15 protein-coding genes are annotated in these 16495 nt (G+C 72.3%); 10 read left to right on the forward strand and 5 right to left on the reverse strand.

Annotation, left to right across the window (positions count from 1 at the left end; all coding sequences use genetic code 11):
- Window positions 1-449 precede the first annotated feature (449 nt).
- The 10 genes from FL583_RS22380 (at window position 450) to FL583_RS41840 (ending at window position 11065) form a co-directional block, all read left to right on the forward strand.
- On the forward strand, window positions 450-1028 hold the full coding sequence (locus tag FL583_RS22380; RefSeq protein ID WP_170323816.1) for an SAF domain-containing protein: 579 nt from the start codon (window positions 450-452) through the stop codon (window positions 1026-1028).
- The gene (locus FL583_RS22385) at window positions 1028-2143 is read left to right on the forward strand and encodes a CpaE/TadZ family protein (protein WP_142706677.1); all 1116 of its coding nucleotides are present in this window, start codon (window positions 1028-1030) and stop codon (window positions 2141-2143) included. The genes FL583_RS22380 and FL583_RS22385 overlap by 1 nt, the downstream gene beginning before the upstream one ends.
- On the forward strand, window positions 2140-3585 hold the full coding sequence (locus FL583_RS22390) for a TadA family conjugal transfer-associated ATPase (protein WP_142706678.1): 1446 nt from the start codon (window positions 2140-2142) through the stop codon (window positions 3583-3585). Before FL583_RS22385 ends, FL583_RS22390 begins: the two co-directional genes overlap by 4 nt.
- On the forward strand, window positions 3582-4556 hold the full coding sequence (locus FL583_RS22395) for a type II secretion system F family protein (RefSeq protein WP_170323817.1): 975 nt from the start codon (window positions 3582-3584) through the stop codon (window positions 4554-4556). Before FL583_RS22390 ends, FL583_RS22395 begins: the two co-directional genes overlap by 4 nt.
- Window positions 4553-5482 (forward strand): type II secretion system F family protein, encoded by a 930-nt coding sequence (locus tag FL583_RS22400; RefSeq protein WP_142706679.1) that lies wholly within the window; start codon window positions 4553-4555, stop codon window positions 5480-5482. The genes FL583_RS22395 and FL583_RS22400 overlap by 4 nt, the downstream gene beginning before the upstream one ends.
- 15 nt (window positions 5483-5497) lie before the next feature.
- Window positions 5498-5725 (forward strand): hypothetical protein, encoded by a 228-nt coding sequence (locus tag FL583_RS22405; protein ID WP_142706680.1) that lies wholly within the window; start codon window positions 5498-5500, stop codon window positions 5723-5725.
- A 4-nt stretch (window positions 5726-5729) separates the two neighbouring features.
- Complete coding sequence (locus FL583_RS22410) at window positions 5730-6239, forward strand: TadE/TadG family type IV pilus assembly protein (protein ID WP_142706681.1); 510 nt, start codon at window positions 5730-5732, stop codon at window positions 6237-6239.
- Window positions 6236-6715, forward strand: a complete 480-nt coding sequence (locus tag FL583_RS22415) for a TadE/TadG family type IV pilus assembly protein (protein ID WP_142706682.1) — start codon at window positions 6236-6238, stop codon at window positions 6713-6715. Before FL583_RS22410 ends, FL583_RS22415 begins: the two co-directional genes overlap by 4 nt.
- Window positions 6716-6750: 35 nt before the next feature.
- Window positions 6751-7221, forward strand: coding sequence for a pilus assembly protein TadG-related protein (locus FL583_RS22420; protein ID WP_205752356.1), 471 nt, complete (start codon window positions 6751-6753; stop codon window positions 7219-7221).
- Window positions 7222-9496: 2275 nt separating this feature from the next.
- Window positions 9497-11065, forward strand: coding sequence for a BTAD domain-containing putative transcriptional regulator (locus tag FL583_RS41840; RefSeq protein WP_240746763.1), 1569 nt, complete (start codon window positions 9497-9499; stop codon window positions 11063-11065).
- Between the two features lie 150 nt (window positions 11066-11215).
- Here FL583_RS41840 and FL583_RS22435 read toward each other — a convergent pair whose 3' ends face one another.
- The 5 genes from FL583_RS22435 to FL583_RS22455 form a co-directional block, all read right to left on the reverse strand.
- Complete coding sequence (locus tag FL583_RS22435; protein ID WP_142706685.1) at window positions 11216-12871, reverse strand: site-specific integrase; 1656 nt, start codon at window positions 12869-12871, stop codon at window positions 11216-11218.
- 13 nt (window positions 12872-12884) lie between these two features.
- Window positions 12885-13220, reverse strand: a complete 336-nt coding sequence (locus FL583_RS41065) for a hypothetical protein (protein WP_205752357.1) — start codon at window positions 13218-13220, stop codon at window positions 12885-12887.
- A 343-nt stretch (window positions 13221-13563) separates the two neighbouring features.
- Entirely contained in the window at window positions 13564-14484 is a 921-nt protein-coding gene (locus FL583_RS22445) for a TRM11 family SAM-dependent methyltransferase (protein WP_142706686.1), read from the reverse strand.
- Between the two features lie 110 nt (window positions 14485-14594).
- The gene (locus tag FL583_RS22450) at window positions 14595-15686 is read right to left on the reverse strand and encodes a hypothetical protein (RefSeq protein ID WP_142706687.1); all 1092 of its coding nucleotides are present in this window, start codon (window positions 15684-15686) and stop codon (window positions 14595-14597) included.
- A gap of 229 nt (window positions 15687-15915) precedes the next feature.
- On the reverse strand, window positions 15916-16401 hold the full coding sequence (locus FL583_RS22455) for a hypothetical protein (RefSeq protein ID WP_142706688.1): 486 nt from the start codon (window positions 16399-16401) through the stop codon (window positions 15916-15918).
- Window positions 16402-16495: the final 94 nt, after the last annotated feature.

Genomic DNA, 16495 nt, shown 5'->3' on the forward strand with positions numbered 1-16495 from the left:
CTGGCACCCGGACCAGGACGCCTCGAAACCATCCCCGGACTGCGGACACACCTACGCCAGACCGTCGACGAACGAGCCGGACGGCGTGTTCCGGCTCACCGTCACGGTGCAGTGGCGCGTGAGCTGGGCCGGCGGCGGTCAAACGGGAACCGTCCCGGCCCTGGGGACCTCCTCCGCGACGACCCTGCGTGTCGGGGAGTCCCAGGCCCTAATCACCCCGCGACGCTGACCGATTCCGGCCAGCACCAGCAGTCCTTTTCTCCTCGTTCGGCCGATCCAGAGGCGCATCTCCGACGAGCCGGCACGACTTCCGGAAGACGATGAAGGCGGTAGGGGCATCGATGGCAACGACAGCAGTGAGTCCGGCAGGTCCAGGCGTCTCCCCACGGGCACCAGTAAGCGCTCCTGGTCCGCGACGGCGGCGGCGCGCGTGGGTAGTCGGTGGCGCAGTGCTGGTGCTGGTATGTGCGCTGGGCTCGGCCTACTGGTGGTCCCAGACCTCCGGACGCGTCGCGGTACTCGCCGTCGCGACGGACGTGCCAGCCGGGCGAGTGCTGACCGACCGGGATGTCCGGACCGTGCAGGTCGCCGCGGACGCCACGGTTCCGCTCGTGGCCGCCGGGCAGCGTCAGGAGATCGTCGGTCGGACGGCTGCGGTGCCCCTCGCCGCCGGAACGCTGCTCAGCCCGCAGATGCTGGGTACGCCCGTGCCACCGGAGGCGGGTCAAGCGGTGGTCGCGGTGTCAGTGGACCCTGGCCGGTTCCCGCCGTCGCTGACCGCAGGCTCGACGGTGACCGTCGTGGCGACCGGAGCGACCGGCGCAGGGGCGCCAACTACGGGCCCGACGACGACGTCGCAGCCGGGCGAGCCAGGACAGCGCTGGCCGGGCATTGTGCTGGCGAGCGCGCCGGCTGCTGACGGGCGCGGCGGGGCGGTCGTGACGTTGCGGATGGCGGCCGCGGACGCCACGGATGTCGCGGCGGCCGGGCCGGTGGCGTTGGTCGAGCGGCATCCCGGGGAGAACTGATGCCGCTGATCGTGTGGGCGTCGGCAGCCGGAGCCCCGGGTGTCACCACCACGGCCCTGGCCGTCGCCGCAGCCTGGCCGGCGGCGGCGACACAGCCGACAGGGTTGTCACCGGCCGCCGCCGGGACGGGAGCCGCGACAGCGGTGCTGGTGGAGGCCGATAGCCACGGCGGAGACCTCGCCGCCCGCTACCGGGTGGCCGAGGAGCCGGGCCTTGCCGGGCTCGCGGCAGCGGCGCGATCTCCGCGAGGCTCGGACGAGATGGCCGCGATGCTCCAGGGCTATGCCCGGGCACTGGGTGGCGCGCGCGCAGTGACCGCGCCGGTCGGGTCGGGTCAGACCGCCGCGGCGCTCGGAATCCTCGCCGCTGGTGGTGGGCCGCTCGCGGTGGCGGGAATGTCCCCGGTCCCCGTGCTGGTGGACGCCGGACGGCTGTCGCCGGTCTCTGCGGTGGTGCCGCTGCTGGCCGCCGCGGACCTCATCGTGCTGGTCGCCCGAGCCGACCTGGCAGATCTGGCCCATACCCGGGAGTTGGCCGCTCACCTCGCCGGTCTCAATCCCCGTCGAGTGGCGCTGCTGCGCGGACCAAATCCCTACCACCCGGTCGAGGTGGCGGCGCAGCTCGGTATACCGCTGCTGGGCAGTGTGCCCGACGATCGGCGCGCGGCCACCAGCGTGGCGGTGCGCCGATCGTGGCGGCATGGGGCCTGGGCGCGCGCAATCGCCGGGGTGGCTGCCCGGCTAGCCGAACAGACCGGTGGAGCAGCAGGACGATCGGCGTTGCGGGCCGGGCCGCCCGATCAGCGCCCGGCTTCCGCGCCCCTTCGCCCTCCGCTGGATCAGGCCGGTTCGACGGCCGGCACCAGCCCGGCGAACGGCGGCCTGCCGGCAGGGGGAGCCGGCGCAGGGGCGGACGAGAGCCGGCGAGGGGGACACGCCCCGGCCGGTGAGACAGCGCCCAGGATGACGACGTCCCGGTGGCCTGTTCCCGAACAGCGCCCCGCTGAGGGCACTGCGAAGCCGCGCAGGTCAGCCACCATTCCCGACGCTGATCCGGCGCCCACCGCCCGTCTGGACCGGACCGCGCCAGGAGCCTCGACGGGGAGGTCGTCATGACCGCCGGACCACCCGCGAACAGCGGACCGCCCGCCGACAGCCCGCTGCACCGCTGGGCACCGGTCAACGGGACGCGCCCCGGTATACACGCTGCGCCGCGCCCGTCTCTGAGTGGACCAGCGGCCGTAGGCCCACCCTCGGACGAGGTGACGGCGTTGCGGCAGCAAGTTGCCGAGCGGCTGTCCGCCCGCAGCCGCGCCGCGGACGCGGCCGGCGAACCGCCGTGGACACCCGAGCGACGCCGTCGCGAAGCCGAGGCGCTGCTCGGACAGTTGTTGCAGGAGCAGGCCACCGCGGCGATCGGCGCGGGCCGCGCCCCGCGGAATCCGGCCGCCGACCAGGCGCTGAGCGTACGGGTGCTGGATGCATTGTTCGGGCTGGGCGGGTTGCAGCCGCTGCTGGCCGATCCGCAGATCGAGAACATCAACGTCAACGGCGCCGACGTCGTGCACGTCCGCTACGCCGACGGGCGCCGGGCCCGGGTCGCACCAGTCGCGGGCAGCGACGCGGAATTGGTGGATCTGATCCGGGCGATCGCCGCCCGCGCCGGTGTCGAGGAGCGCCGCTTCGACCGTGGCGCGCCCACTCTGTCCGTCCAGTTACCGGACGGGTCCCGGTTGTTCGCGGTCATGGCCGTCACCGCCCGCCCGTCCATCGCGATCCGCCGCCACCGCCACCCCACCGCCACCCTGCGCGACCTGACCCGGCTCGGCACCATCGACCTCGGCCTGGAAGCCTTCCTGGCCGCGGCGGTGCGGGCACGGCGCAACATCATCGTCTCCGGCGGCATGGCCGCCGGAAAAACCACGGTGCTGCGCGCGCTGGCCAGCGCCATCGACCCGGCAGAACGACTCGTCACCGTCGAAGACGCACTCGAACTCGGCCTGGACACCGACACCCGGGCACATCCCGACGTCGTGGCGATGCAGGCCCGCGACGCCAACATCGAAGGCGAAGGGCAAATCACCACCGCCGACCTGGTCCGGGCGGCGCTGCGCATGTCCGCCGACCGGGTCATCGTCGGTGAAGTCCGCGGCGCAGAAGTGATCCCCATGTGCCTGGCTATGTCCCAAGGCAACGACGGATCCATGGCCACCCTGCACGCCTCCTCCAGCGCACAGGTGTTCCTGAAACTCGCCGCGTACGCGGTGCAGTCCGCCGAGCGGCTCCCGCTGGAGGCCACCGGCTTGCTCGTCGCCTCCGCCGTCCACCTCGTCGTGCACCTAGACACCACCCCCGACGGGCGGCGCGTGGTCGCCAGCATCCGCGAAGTCGTCGGCGCCGACGGCGCGCAGGTGACGTCTAACGAGCTCTACCGGCCCAGCGGCGACAAACGCGCCCGGCCCCACGTCCCGCCGAGCGACGACCTGCTCACCGCATTGACCGCGACCGGTTTCGACCCGAAGTGGCTCCACAACCCCGACGGCTGGTGGCCCACATGAACGTCACCCTGGATACCTCGACTGCGCTGGCCGGTCTGCTCGGTGCCGGTATCGGCTTGGGCATCGTGCTCGTCGCCGCGGGACTCACCGTCCCTCCCGCCACCGAATACGGGAGAGCGCGTCGGCAAGAGCGAGACGCCAACGGCGGGTTACTGTCACCGTCGGAACGGGCTAGCCAGTGGCGGCGCGCCGCGGTGGTCTTTACCGGTGGGCTGCTGGCTGCGCTGCTGACGCGGTGGCCGGTCGCCGGACTGCTCGCCGGAACGGCGATCTGGTTCGCGCCGGCCGTGCTCGGGCCCGACCGGGCCACGACCCGTGCCGTCGCGCGCGCCGAGGCCATCGCCACCTGGGCCGAAATGCTCCGCGACACCCTGCTGGCCGCCGCCGGTCTCGAGCAGGCGCTCCTGGCGACCGCCCCGGCCGTGCCCGCGCCCATCCATACCGAAGTCGCCGCGCTGGCCGCCCGGATCCGCGCCGGTCAGCGTCTTCCCGACGCGTTGCGGGCCGCCGCCGACGACTTCGCCGACCCCGCCGCGGATCTGGTGCTCGCCGCGTTGCTGCTGGCCGCCGAGCACCAGGCCCGCCAGCTCGGGCCGCTGCTGTCGGACCTGGCCGAGGCCACCCGCCAGCAAGCCACCGTGCAGCTGCGGCAGGCCGCCGAACGCGCCCGGACCCGCACCTCCGTGCGGGTCATCACCGCCACCACCCTGGCCATGGCCGCCGGGCTCGTCGTGCTCAACCGCACCTATCTGCAGCCCTACGACACCGCCTCGGGCCAGCTCGTCCTGGCCGCGGTCGGCGGCCTGTTCGCGGCCGGATTCTGGTGGCTGACCCGCCTTGCCCACCCCCCGGCACCGACCAGGCACCTCGCTCTCAGTCCGGAGGACCCTCCTCCCGGTCAGACTGCCGGTGAGGTCTCAGCGGCCCGCACGTCCGGCCCGACACCAGCGCGCGGAGGTGCTCGGCGATGATCGTGCCCCTGCTGCTCGGCGCCGGACTGGCCGCCGGTGTGCTGCTGATCGCCGCCGGGCTGTGGCCGCCCAAGCCCTCCCTGGCCGACGAGCTCGCCGCGCTCCACGCCCCACCACCGGCGTCGGCGGGATCAGCGTCGACAGGCACGGTGTCAGCCGGTTCGGTTACTTCGGATTCGGGTGGGTGGGCCGCGCGGATGGCCGCGCCCACGGTGCCGGTGCTGGCCGGACTCGGACTGCCGCGCCGCTCCGTACGCGCGGACCTCGCAGTCCTCGGCCGCCCAGCCACGCTGCACCTGGCCGAACAAGCCGCCACCGCCCTGGCCGGACTCTTTCTTCCCCCACTCGTGGCCGGGTCGCTCGCGCTGGCCGGCGTGAGCGTCGGATGGGTCCTGCCGCTCTGGGTCGCCCTCGCCCTCGCGATCGGCGGATTCCTCCTCCCGGATCTGGCCATCCACGCCGACGCCGACCGCCGCCGCGCCGAGTTTCGGCACGCCCTGTCCTCCTACCTCGACCTCGTCGTCGTCTCCCTCGCGGGCGGCGCCGGGGTCCAGGCCGCCCTGCACACCAGCGCGCAGGTCGGCACCGGCTGGGCCAACGCCCGGATCCGCGACGCCCTGCAGGAGGCCGCGCTCACCCCCCAGCTGACCCCCTGGCAGGCCCTCGGCCGGCTCGGCACCGAACTCGGCATCACCGACCTGACCGAACTGGCCGCCACCGTCTCCCTCGCCGGCACCGAAGGCGCCAAAATCCGCACCTCCCTGAGGGCTCGCGCTACCGCCCTCCGCGGGCACCTGCTCGCCGACCTCGACGCCGCCGGGGCCTCGGCCACCGAGCGGATGAGCATCGGCGTCGTCGCGCTCTTCGCCGCGTTCCTCCTTTTTCTTGCGTATCCGGCAGTCAGTCATGTCCTCACTGGGCTCTAGAAAGGACGCTCGCCCGTGCATCGGCACGCTCTGCACCCGAATCTCGCTCGCTTCACCAACCCCGGCCGCCGCCTCGCGCGCCGTCTCCACACGCGTCTGCACGACCGCCTTCCCCGCGGCGACGGTGGCTACAGCACCGAAACCGTCCTGGTCACCGCGCTGCTCGTCGCGCTCGCGATCGCCGTCCTGGGCATCATCGCCGCCAAGGTGCTGGCCAAAGCCAACTCCATCAACCTCGGCTAACCCGATGCCCACCCTTCCGCGGGCCCCGCTGTGCGGGCGCTTGCTGCGCCTCCTCGCCCCCACGCCACACCCACGGGCCCACGGGCCGGCCCGCCGCCGCGCCCGGGTCCGGGTCCGAGTTCGGGTCCGGTTCAGAGACAGCGATCGGGGTGCGGTCTCCGCCGAGCTCGCGCTCGCCACACCGCTGCTGCTCCTGCTGTTGATGCTCGTCGTCCAAGCCGCCCTGGGCTGGCACGCCGTCCACGTCGCGGACGCCACCGTCACCCGCGCCGCCGACGCCGCGCGCCTGGCCGGCGCCACCGACGCCGACGGCCAGACCACCGCCGACACGCTCACCGCGCAACTGGGCTCTGGGCTGCTCACCGACACGCAGGTCGCGGTCAGCCGCAGCGGCGGACAGGTCACCGTCGAACTCACCGCCCACGCGCCCACCGTCGTCCCCGGCCTCACCTGGACCGTCCATCGCCGCGCCACCGCACCGATCGAACAGACCACCCTCGGCGGCGCGCCATGACCCGGCCACGGTTCAGGGCGCACCCGATACGGAAGTCCGGTAGGCAAGGGCGCCGGTGGGCTGGGCGTCCGACGGGTCAGGACGCGGGTTCCGTCACCGTCGAGCTCACCCTCCTGACCCCTCTCCTGCTGCTGATCGTGCTATTCGTCGTGGCCGCCGGGCGGCTCGCCGACGCTCAAGCCCGCCTCGACCAGGCCACCTACACCGCCGCTCGCGCTGCCTCTCTCAGCCGTGACTCCGCCATTGCGGTCAGCGCCGCACAGGCCAGCGCGGACAGCGCGCTACAAGATCCGTCGGCGTGCGCAGTGCTCAGCACCGTGGTCGACACGACCGCCTATCAACCGGGCGGCGTGGTCACGGTCCGCACCACCTGCGTCGTGGACATGGCCGACCTGACCGGACTCGGCATCCCCGGTCGCAAAACGCTTACCAGCGCCTCCAGCTCACCCCTCGATCGCTTCCGAGCGACCTCATGACCCGACGATCGAGCAGCCGAGACCACCGACACCGCGTGCTGCCACGACACCCGTGTACCGGGCAACGAGTCGCTTCTCAGCGATGGGCCGGGCACCGGCTCCCGACCGGGGAGTCCGGTCAGGCCACCGCTTTCCTCGCCGTCCTCGTCGTCGCGCTTCTGCTCCTGGCCGGTCTTGTCCTCGACGGCGGCACCGCCCTGGCCGCGCGCACGCGAGCGCTGGATGCCGCGCAGTCCGCGGCGCGGGCCGGCGCCCAGCAGCTCGACCTGCCGCTCTACCGAGCGACCGGCCAGGTGCGTCTGGACCCCTACCGAGCAGAACGCGCTGCGCAGAACTTCCTCGCCGCCGCCGGTATCCCCGGACAGGTCACCACCACTACCGGCGCGGTCACGGTCACCACCCGCACCGATCGGCCGACTCAGCTGCTGCAACTGGTGGGTGTGGACAGCCTGCACGCCACCGGGACGGCCACTGCCATCCCCACGACCCCTGGCGAACAGCCATGAGACGAATCCCCACCCGAGACACCAGCGCCGCTCGGGCGCTCGCCCACGATTCGGCCGCGTCGCAGGCCCATCCTCCGGCCACCGCTGAGCCAGGGCGCCACCGCCCCGCGCACCCGGCGGCCGAGCCGGCGTACCGACCGCCGCGAAGGAGAATCTGATGCGCATCGCCTTCACCGTTGTCGGACGCGTTGTGCGGGCGCTCGGGGCCCTGGTGCTGCTGGTCGGTTCCGTCGGCGGGGTGCCGTGGCTGCTGATCGTCGCGGTCGGCTGGCCGCTCCCGCGGCACGTTCCCGCCCCCGACGAGGTGATCGCCTGGCTGACCTCGCCGCTGGATGACGGCGGCGTGTTCCAGGTCATCGCCTGCCTTACCTGGGTGCTGTGGGCGATCTGGATCGGCTCCCTGCTGCTCGAGGCGTTCGACCGCATTCGCTACGCTGGGCTCCCTCGGCCGGCACCCACCGGCCTCCAAGCCTTGGCTGCGGCGCTGCTCACCGCGGTCACCCTCAACCTGTTCGGCGCGGCCTCCTACGCCCAGCCCCCGCTGATGCCCTCGACCGTCGCCGCTGAGCTGCTGCCACCGAGCACCGGCGCTCCGCTGAGTCTCGCCCTCGACCACAACAGTCCGGACCAGGTGCGGCCGAGTAGCGACTTACCGGTCGCGAACGGTTCCGTCTTCGGAACCGCCAGCTCTGCACACGGTCCTGACGCCATCCCCACGCGAGCGGGGAGCAGCGCACCGCAGCGCACCGCAGACACCGCAGACAGCGCAGCGGGGGTACGGCGCTGCGTCGTCCAGGAGGACGACACCTTGTGGGATCTGGCCGACACCTATCTCGGCGACGCCGCCCGGTGGGAGGAGATCTACGCCCTTAACCGCGGTCTCGTCCAAGCCGACGGCCAGGCGCTGACCGAGCCCGAGCTGATCCTTCCCGGCTGGGTTCTGGCCCTGCCTAACGCCGGGACCGCTCCCACACCTGCGCCGACCCCGCCGCCGTCGTCCGCACCGGACACCCCCCGTTCTCCCGACGCCCCCCACGCCCCCGACGATCCGAGTACTCCCGACGATGGGGCTCAGCAGCAGCCACCCGCCCCCGCTCCGTCGGCGCCGGAGTCCAGCCGGCCCTCCCATTCCCCACCGGGATCTGCACCCAGCGCCTCACCGACATCGCCCCGCCCCAGTCCGCCCTCCTCGCCGGAGGGCTCCGCGCAACCGCCGCCCGCTGCAGGCTCATCCGGGCCCGGGTCATCCCCGCCTGAATCATCCCCGCCTGAATCATCCGAGGCGCCCTCCTCTCGGGCGCCGTCGTCTGAGCCTGCAGCACCGGCGCCTTCATCACCGCATCCCGGCGACGTGCTCCCGATCCCCTCAGGTCAGGCACGCCCGAGCACCAGTCCGGTGTCTCCTGTTCCGGCTCCCACCCGCGAAGCACCCGTCGCTGTGGAGCTTCCCGGCAACGGCTGGGTCGACGCCGGCATGGTCGCCGGACTGCTGGCCGCGGTCGATCTCGTCTGGCGACATCGGCAACGCCGCTACCGCAGCCGCCCCGCCGCGTCGCGCCTTCGTCTGGACGACGCCGACCTCGAGCCGCCCACGGCCAACATCAGCCACCTCCAGCGCCCGACCAGAAGTCCGCAGGCCACGCCCCGGCCCAGCGCTGCCCGGCTTCCGGATGCGGAACGACCCGAGGACCAGATTGAGCCGTCGGGTCCTCCCGCTACGCCGGCGCGGCCACCGGTAGGGCCCACACCGTTGGAGCCCGCCGACGCCTCCCGGCGGAACGCAACCGGCGCGCATCCGGCGCTGCGCGGACGCACCGCTGCCGACGACGCGTCGACCGGGCGGTCGCCCACCTCCCGACCCACCATGCCAGCCGCCCCATCCGGGTCCACCGCTCCCGACCCCGGCCTGCCGGATGCCCGTGCAAGCCGATCAGGGCAGGACGAACTCGCGCTCCCGGCCGACGACCAGGCATCGGCCGAGCCGATCACGCACCAGCCGGTACCGGGAGCTCCCGGCCTCGAGGGCCCTCTGGCCGCGATCTGGCCGGCTGGAGGCCTCGGACTCGTCGGTCCCGGCGCTGACGGCGTGGCCCGGGGACTGATCGCCGCCGCCCTCACCGCCGGCAGCCCTGGGGATCCTCACACCCAGGTCACGGTGGTGATACCGACATCGGCGCTACTGGCGCTCCTGGGCCAGAAACAATCGCCAGCGATGCGACGCCTGATCGTCACACCGGACCTCTCCGCCGCGCTAAACCGGCTTGAAGAACAAATCTTGAGCCGGACCCGCGTCCTGGCCGACTACGACCTCGACAGCCCGGTCCAACTCCGCGAGGCGGACACCCTCGCCGACCCGCTGACACCGATGCTCGTCGTCGGCGGTGCGCTGACCGCGCCCGAGCGCACCCACGCCGTACTCACCGCCGGCGCCCGCGTCGACATCCACGGTCTGCTGCTCGGCGCCTGGCCCCCCAGCCGCACCCTGCGCGTCGCCGACGACGGAACGACCACCGACCCACCCGGCAACGCGGCCCGACCCGACCGGCCCGCCCCGGTCAGCGACTTCGGCCGGCTCTCCACCCTCACCGCCGAGCAATTCCTCGACGTGCTCACCACTCTGGCCGAAGCCCACAGCGGCGAACCCCCCGAAGCCCCCCGCTCAGTCGACTCCACGTCCGGGCCGGTCACCGCCGACCGCGGCACTACCCCCATAGCCATCTCCCACGACGGCATCCACGTGGTCGCCGACCCCACCGACGAGAGCGACGGCGCCGCCCCTGGGATCGGCGCGGCGCCGGTGACTCCATCGGAGCCGGTTCCCGTACCGGTCACCCACGGCGACGGGGCCAGCATCTCGTCACGCCGGCCGAGCCCGGCCGACGCGAGCACCTCAGTCACCAGCACCGCGGTCACCTCGCCCGCCGGGCCGGAGTCCGAACAGCCGAACAGCGCCACAGACGACGAACAGCACACCGACGAACAACACGACGAGGAGCCGCACCCCGCGCCGCTTCCTTCGTCAGACCGCGGTGAGGCACCCGGCCACCATCCACCGGACTCCACGCTCCCGCTGCCCATCACTGTCCTCGGCGGCCTGCAGATCGGGCCACCCGGGACCGAGATCCGCGGGCCGATCCGCAGCAACAGCCTGCAAGCCCTCGTCTACCTCGTCGTCCACGACGGACACGCCAGCCTTGACGCGCTCCGCGCCGACATCGCCTCCGACGCCGCGCTCTCGCAATCCGGGCAGCACATCTACAGCGCCGTCAGCGACCTGCGCGGCATGCTCGACCAGGCCGGCGGCCCCGCCGAACGCATCCCGCCGCGCCGCCGCCGCTACGAACTCAAACGCAGCACCGTGACCGTCGACCTGTGGGAGATGCAGGCCGCGCTCACCGATGCCACCGCCGCCGAAACGACCGACACGCGGATCGCCGCGCTGCGCCGGGCGGTCGCCTACTACACCGGGCCGCTGGTCGACGGTCACGAGTGGGAATGGATCGAGCCCTACCGCGAAGCCGTCCGCCGGCAAGCCATCGACGCCTACGTCGCGCTCGCCGAAACCCTGACCGACGGCGATCCCCGCGAAGCGTTGACCGTGCTGCTCACCGCGATCACCCACGCCCCCTACAACGAGGAGCTCTATCGACGCGCGATGACCCTCTACGCCCAGCTGGGTAACGCCCCGGCGATCCGTGATCTGCGGCGCGTGCTGACCCGGCAGCTGCACGACCTGGACGCCGCGCCCAGCAACCAGACCAGTGAACTGGCCGATCGGCTGCTGGCCCAGTTGCGGCCACGTCCGGCACGGCCCTCCCGGCCGACCGGCACCCGGCGCAAATAATGCGGTTGCACCTCGAGGGCGACCCGGCCCGGCGTAGCGGCGCGCACTCCGCGTCGTACGCCGGGCCAAGCGCGACGATTGCTCGGCGCGCCTTTGGCGCGGCCGGTCGTCGCGCGCCTTGGGGGCTGCCGCGGGTGGCGCCCCCAAAGATCAGGACGCGCGAGCCTGCGGCGATACCCCCTCCTCGTCGGCCCCACCCTCGGCGACCCCGCCCTCGGCGACCCCGCCCTCGGCGACCCCGGGCCCGCCAGGGGTCCCGCTCCCCGTGGGGCCGGTATCGGGTGGCCCACCGATGCGACCGATGCTGCGACCCCCTGCTGGCGCGGTACCGGTGGGTCCGTTCGCGGCGCGAGCGCGGGGAATGAGCGCGGCGGCGGCGTCGGCTTTGGCCATCTCGGTTTCCAGTTCGAAGATCACCGAGGTGTAGGTATCGCCGGTGATCGCGATCCCGGAGTGACCCAGGACTTCCTGAATGTCTTTGAGGTCCGAGCCGGCGGCCTTCATGTAGGTCGCGGCGCAGTGCCGCAGATCGTGAAACCGGATCGGCGGCAGGCCCGCGCGAGCGACCAGCTTCTCGAACCGTTCGGAGACCAGTTCCGGGTGCCAGGGGCGCCCATCCGGGCGGACGAACACCAGCCCGGTGTCCGGCCAATCCGGGCCCGCGGCGAGTTTCCACTCCGCGCGCCGGGCGAAGTACCGGCGCAGCGCGCCCACCGACACCTGATCCAGCGGCACGGGCCGGTCACCGGCCTGCGACTTCACCGCGTCGGTGATCGTGGTGTAGCCGTCCACCAGGATCGCGGTGGAGATCATCATCAGCCGAGCGTCGAGGTCCAGCTGGCTCTCGGGCAGGCCGACGACTTCCCCCCGCCGCGGGCCGCGGTGCAGCGTCAGCGTGTACAGCGCGACCAGGTCGGGATCATGTTCCTCGGCGAAGTCGAGGAACCGACCGGCCTGCGCGGGTGTCCACACCATCACCGGGCTCGGCCGCGCACCCGTCGCCAGCCAAGCAGCCACCGCCGGTGCGGTCCAGACCCGTGCCTTCGGGCGCCGCCCGGGCGGCAGTTCCAGGTGGGCGGCGGGGTTGAACTCGATCAGTCGGTGGACCCGGATAGCGTCGTTGAGTGCCTTACGCAGGGTGGCGCGGATGCGGTGCAGCGTCGCCGGCCCGGTGGTCGGGACGCCCTTCACGCTGGCACGGACCTCGGGATCGTCGCTCTGGCGGGCGATCTCGATTCCGGTGGTGCGGTCCTCGATGGCCGCGACCATCGCCTGCAGATGTTCGACCCGCAGCTTGTCCACCGGGATGTGCCCGAGATGCGGAATCAGGTGATTGCGGATGTGCCCGGCGTACGAGCGCAGCGTCAGGGTCTTCAGCTTCCGCGTCGCCAACCAGTCGGTGAGGTACTGGCCGGTGCTGATCTCGACGGCCGGGGCGACCCCGGCGCGGATCCGGCGGGCGACCACATCCCGGTCGGGCATCGGCTGGTCCCGGGGCACCGCCAGCAGCAGCGTGGCGATCTGCGCGCCGAGACCCGGGTCACCGGCGGCAAGCGCCAGCAGGGCGTTGACGCGCTGGAGTTCGTCGGCGGCATCCTGCCGTTCGGCGAACGTGCGGTTGCGCAGCTGACGGCGGCCGGGACGGTCCGGGTCGGCGGGCAGTTCCCGCTGGTAAGACCAGCGGCCGTGAGTGGGGCTCCAAGTGCCGCCGGCGCGGCGCAGTTTCGGGCAGCGGGTGCCGAGTTTGCGGCCGTCCGGACCGCGGCACGAGCACTGCTTGGACAGGGTTCCACTCGTCGTGGACATCAGCGAAATCTTCCTACTCAGGGTCGAGCGGGTACCGCGGATTGCGGCCGGGTTGATCGACGCGTGACTGCGGGCGGCGCAGCAAGTCGGTGGATCCAGACGGGTCGGCCGGGTTGGCCGGGTTGGCCGGGCTCAGCGCGGAGGCCGGGTCGGTGCCGGTGCCGATGTCGGGAGTGCTCGCGCCGAGCGCGGCGAGGATTGCCGGGACCGGTACGCGGTAGACACGTCCGTACTGCAGGACCCGCACCGGGAATCGGTTGCCGCCGTCGGCCAGGTCAGCGCGGATCTTCGGGTAGGCGCCGGACGGCGCGATCCGGAAAATCTCGCACGCGACCGGCACGCTGGTCACCGCGCCCAGGGCACGGATCCGATCTTCGGTCCACTCCACAGCGTCGCCGGGCCGCGCACGTCCACTCAGGTTCGCGGAGCGGTCTGCGGCCTCCCAGGGAACGGGCTGGAACGGGGCGGAAGTGGATGCCGCGCCGCGGCGGTGGCGTGGCCGTCGGGTAGTCATCAATTTTCTCCTTGGTAACCAGCAGACAAGTCGGGCGAGAAACGAAAGGAACATCGGCCCGGGTCGGTGTGGAAGTGCGGCCGGTGTGAGCGCCTGGCCGGGAGGTTGCTGCCCGGCGCTGCCGTCGTTGTGCGCCAATGAGGAATCGCAGGCAGGCAGCGAGCGGGGAACGGCCGGATCAGCGTCCGGTCCGGGAGGCCGGGGCGGGTTCACGAGGACCACCTGCAGTTACGTCCGAGTTTGTCCCGTTCGGCCGAGTGAACACCAGGACGTCTTCGTGGGATATCAGGTGTAGTGGGGTCCCTGCCGCGCGGGCTTTGCGGACGGACTGGAGTTGGAAGAACGAGGGACGCGCGACCAGGCGGCCGTCGCGGACGGCGGCCAGCAGCGCCACGCAGCGCTCGGTCGGCACGAGTCCGGCCCGGACGCCGGCGGCCAGGACCGCGGAGGGCAGATCGACCAGGGTGCCGTTCTTGCGCCACGGCCGAGCGGTGACCACGACGGTGCCGCCCGGGCGCAGCAGGGTGGCGCAGCCGGTCAGGATGTCGCTGAACCCGTCGGCCAGGCCGCCAAGGCTGCGCTGGTGGGCGAGGTTTCCTTTGTCGGTGCCGTCGTTATAGGTGTTGTCGTGTTTGGCGACGCCCGCGCCGGGCTCGGGTCGGACCAGGCCATGTACGGTCGGCCCGTAGGGCGGTGAGGTGATGACGAGGCTGACCTGCCCGGCCAGCACTGAGGGCACGAGCGACAGGAGACGGGTGGCGTCACCGCGGATGACCGCACCGTGCCCGGTCGCGCCCTGGCTGTGGGCGCGAGCGAGGTTGCGGTCGGCGATGTCGCTCCAGCGGCTCTCGTACTCCACCCCGACCGCGTCCCTCCCGGCGTGGACGGCTTCCACCAGCGTGGTGCCGATTCCGGCCATCGGATCGAGGACCAGGTCGCCGGGCTGGGAGTAGGCCTGGACGGCGTGCGCGGCGATCGCCGGCAGCATCCGCGCCGGATGGCGCACCGATTCCTTGACGTACCGGCCCCGGCGCTGGACCGGCCCGGTGGCCTGGGCGGTCGCCCACACCGACAGGTACGCCGATCCGGCTGAAGCCATCGTGTCGGCCCTATCCCCACCGGCTGTACCCTGAGCCGCCGTCTCGCCGGCCGGTCGCAAAAACGCTCGCCGGGCCGCCGGGACGGGCGGCTCACTCACTGGCCGCGCCGTCACGACGTGCTCCGGCGGGTCGGACGTCGCGTTGCCGCCCGGGCAGAAGATCGGGCGTCCGGGCTCCTGCTGAAGACAAGAAGGTCCGCATGGATTCGGGTATGTGCTCCCGGCCGGGGGCGGCCATCGGCATCCGTGTGAGCGAGGGCGAGGAGCTCGTCGTCCGGCGACACGTGATACACGAATGCATCGCCGTCAGTATCGGCCTCCACGGCCGCGAGGTGCTGCAGATACCGCAGTCCTGCCGCACTCGCGGCAGCGATCAGCGGGCCGAAGTCCTCCGGCGGCCGGCTAGCCCCGGTGATCGAGTCGACGATCAAGACCAGGCAGCCGGCCGGCTCCAGCAGCTGGCCGCAGCCGGCCAGCAGCCTCGCCAGCCGCGCACGGCTAGTTTCCTCCACCGCGTTCAGCGGCCACGGTGCCGCGATCAGGGTGGTCGCTCCCGTCAGCATGCCGTCTGCTGATCCCTGCGAGCTCGGGTCGTCGAGGGGAGCCAAATCCGGGTCGGTGAGGTCATCGCCGAACCAGCCACTCATCGCCGGTGGCTCACCGGCCGCGGCGCTGCGGAGCTCGGGTGAACCGTCGGAGGCCGCAGATCGGTCCGCTGGGCTGGCCGGTCCGATGATCAGGCTCGCAGCCGGGGTGAACCATGCCGGATGATGCCGGCGTCCGCCCTCCGCGCACACCGCGGTCAGGACATGACCTGCGGTCAGATCAATTACTGCTTGGCCCGGCGCGCTGTAGGCGGCCACCAGCCGATAGGCCAGGCGCGCCGGGACACCCGCCGAGGGTTCGCCGCGACGGGCGGTGCGCCATACGGTCAGCGGCACCGGCGGAGTACCCGGCACCAGATCGGTGGACAGCGCTCCACCGGGGAACTGCGCCTCCCGGCCGTCGGCGCCCGACGACATGAGCTCGGGGTGTTCGGACGAGGCCGCAATGGCGGTGGGGGTGTCGGACACCGGCGGAGTTGACGACGTCGCGGCCGGGAAGCCGACTTCAGCGCTGGAGTTGTTTGCGGACGCGGGGTCGGTTACGGAAGCGGGGTCGGTTACGGAATTGGGGTCGGACGAAGAAGAGCGATCGTTCATGCGGGTTCGGCTCCGCGCCGCGCCCGGAATACGCTGACCCCTCAGAACCGGCGGTTGTGAGCCCCAGCGAACGCGCCCCCATCTCACAGTGGCTTACAGAGTTCTCACAGTGTCCGCGACGCTGGTGAATGTCCTCCTCAGCTTCACCGGCTCCCCGGGCCTGTTTGGAATCCAGGAACCTCTATCGGGTGGCCCCACAAGCGCCGGGGCGTGCGTCCATCCGGCCCGGCTACTGCCCGAGCGCGCCGTCGAGGATGTCGTCCAGCAGATCACGAGCGGACATACCGCGCCGTCGTGCCTCCTCGTGCAGCCGCCGCTCCTGGGCGGGTGACGGGCAGCTCGCTTGCGCCGTAGGTGGGGCTGACCCGTCCATTCCTGCCGCAAACCATTCCTTCAAGCGTTGCTGACGAGGGACGACCTCCTGGGGGTCCTCCGGCACTCCGAGCGCATAGCGCAGAAAGAACTCGGTGGCGAGGAGACCGGTCTTGGCGCCTTCGATCTCCGCGCGAGCGAGAACGAACCTCAAGAGCAGTGGCGAGATGCGCATCATGACCGTGACGTCGCGCGAGTCTGACGAGGGCAGTTCAACGGGCTCCAGCGCCGCCGCACCGACACGACCCGCGAGTTGGGCCTCGCGGTGACGGCGGATCGATGAGCCCAGAGCTTCGGCGGCCGCGATCGGATCCGTGCGCCCCGGTTCGTAGGCCAGCGGCACGCGGGAGCCGGGAAGCGATGCTGGAGGTCCGGGCGGTGATGACCTCCCGATGTCCCGTGCCCACGGGTTAGCGAACCCGCCGCCGGCCGGCGGC

Source organism: Cryptosporangium phraense, assembly GCF_006912135.1.
Taxonomy (GTDB): domain Bacteria; phylum Actinomycetota; class Actinomycetes; order Mycobacteriales; family Cryptosporangiaceae; genus Cryptosporangium; species Cryptosporangium phraense.

Coding starts and splice junctions, on each gene's coding strand:
- FL583_RS22385 (WP_142706677.1), top strand. CDS start 1,028: ATGCCGCTGATCGTGTGGGCGTCGGCAGCCGGAGCCCCGGGTGTCACC.
- FL583_RS22390 (WP_142706678.1), top strand. CDS start 2,140: ATGACCGCCGGACCACCCGCGAACAGCGGACCGCCCGCCGACAGCCCG.
- FL583_RS22395 (WP_170323817.1), top strand. CDS start 3,582: ATGAACGTCACCCTGGATACCTCGACTGCGCTGGCCGGTCTGCTCGGT.
- FL583_RS22400 (WP_142706679.1), top strand. CDS start 4,553: ATGATCGTGCCCCTGCTGCTCGGCGCCGGACTGGCCGCCGGTGTGCTG.
- FL583_RS22410 (WP_142706681.1), top strand. CDS start 5,730: ATGCCCACCCTTCCGCGGGCCCCGCTGTGCGGGCGCTTGCTGCGCCTC.
- FL583_RS22415 (WP_142706682.1), top strand. CDS start 6,236: ATGACCCGGCCACGGTTCAGGGCGCACCCGATACGGAAGTCCGGTAGG.
- FL583_RS22435 (WP_142706685.1), bottom strand. CDS start 12,871: ATGTCCACGACGAGTGGAACCCTGTCCAAGCAGTGCTCGTGCCGCGGT.
- FL583_RS22445 (WP_142706686.1), bottom strand. CDS start 14,484: ATGGCTTCAGCCGGATCGGCGTACCTGTCGGTGTGGGCGACCGCCCAG.
- FL583_RS22450 (WP_142706687.1), bottom strand. CDS start 15,686: ATGAACGATCGCTCTTCTTCGTCCGACCCCAATTCCGTAACCGACCCC.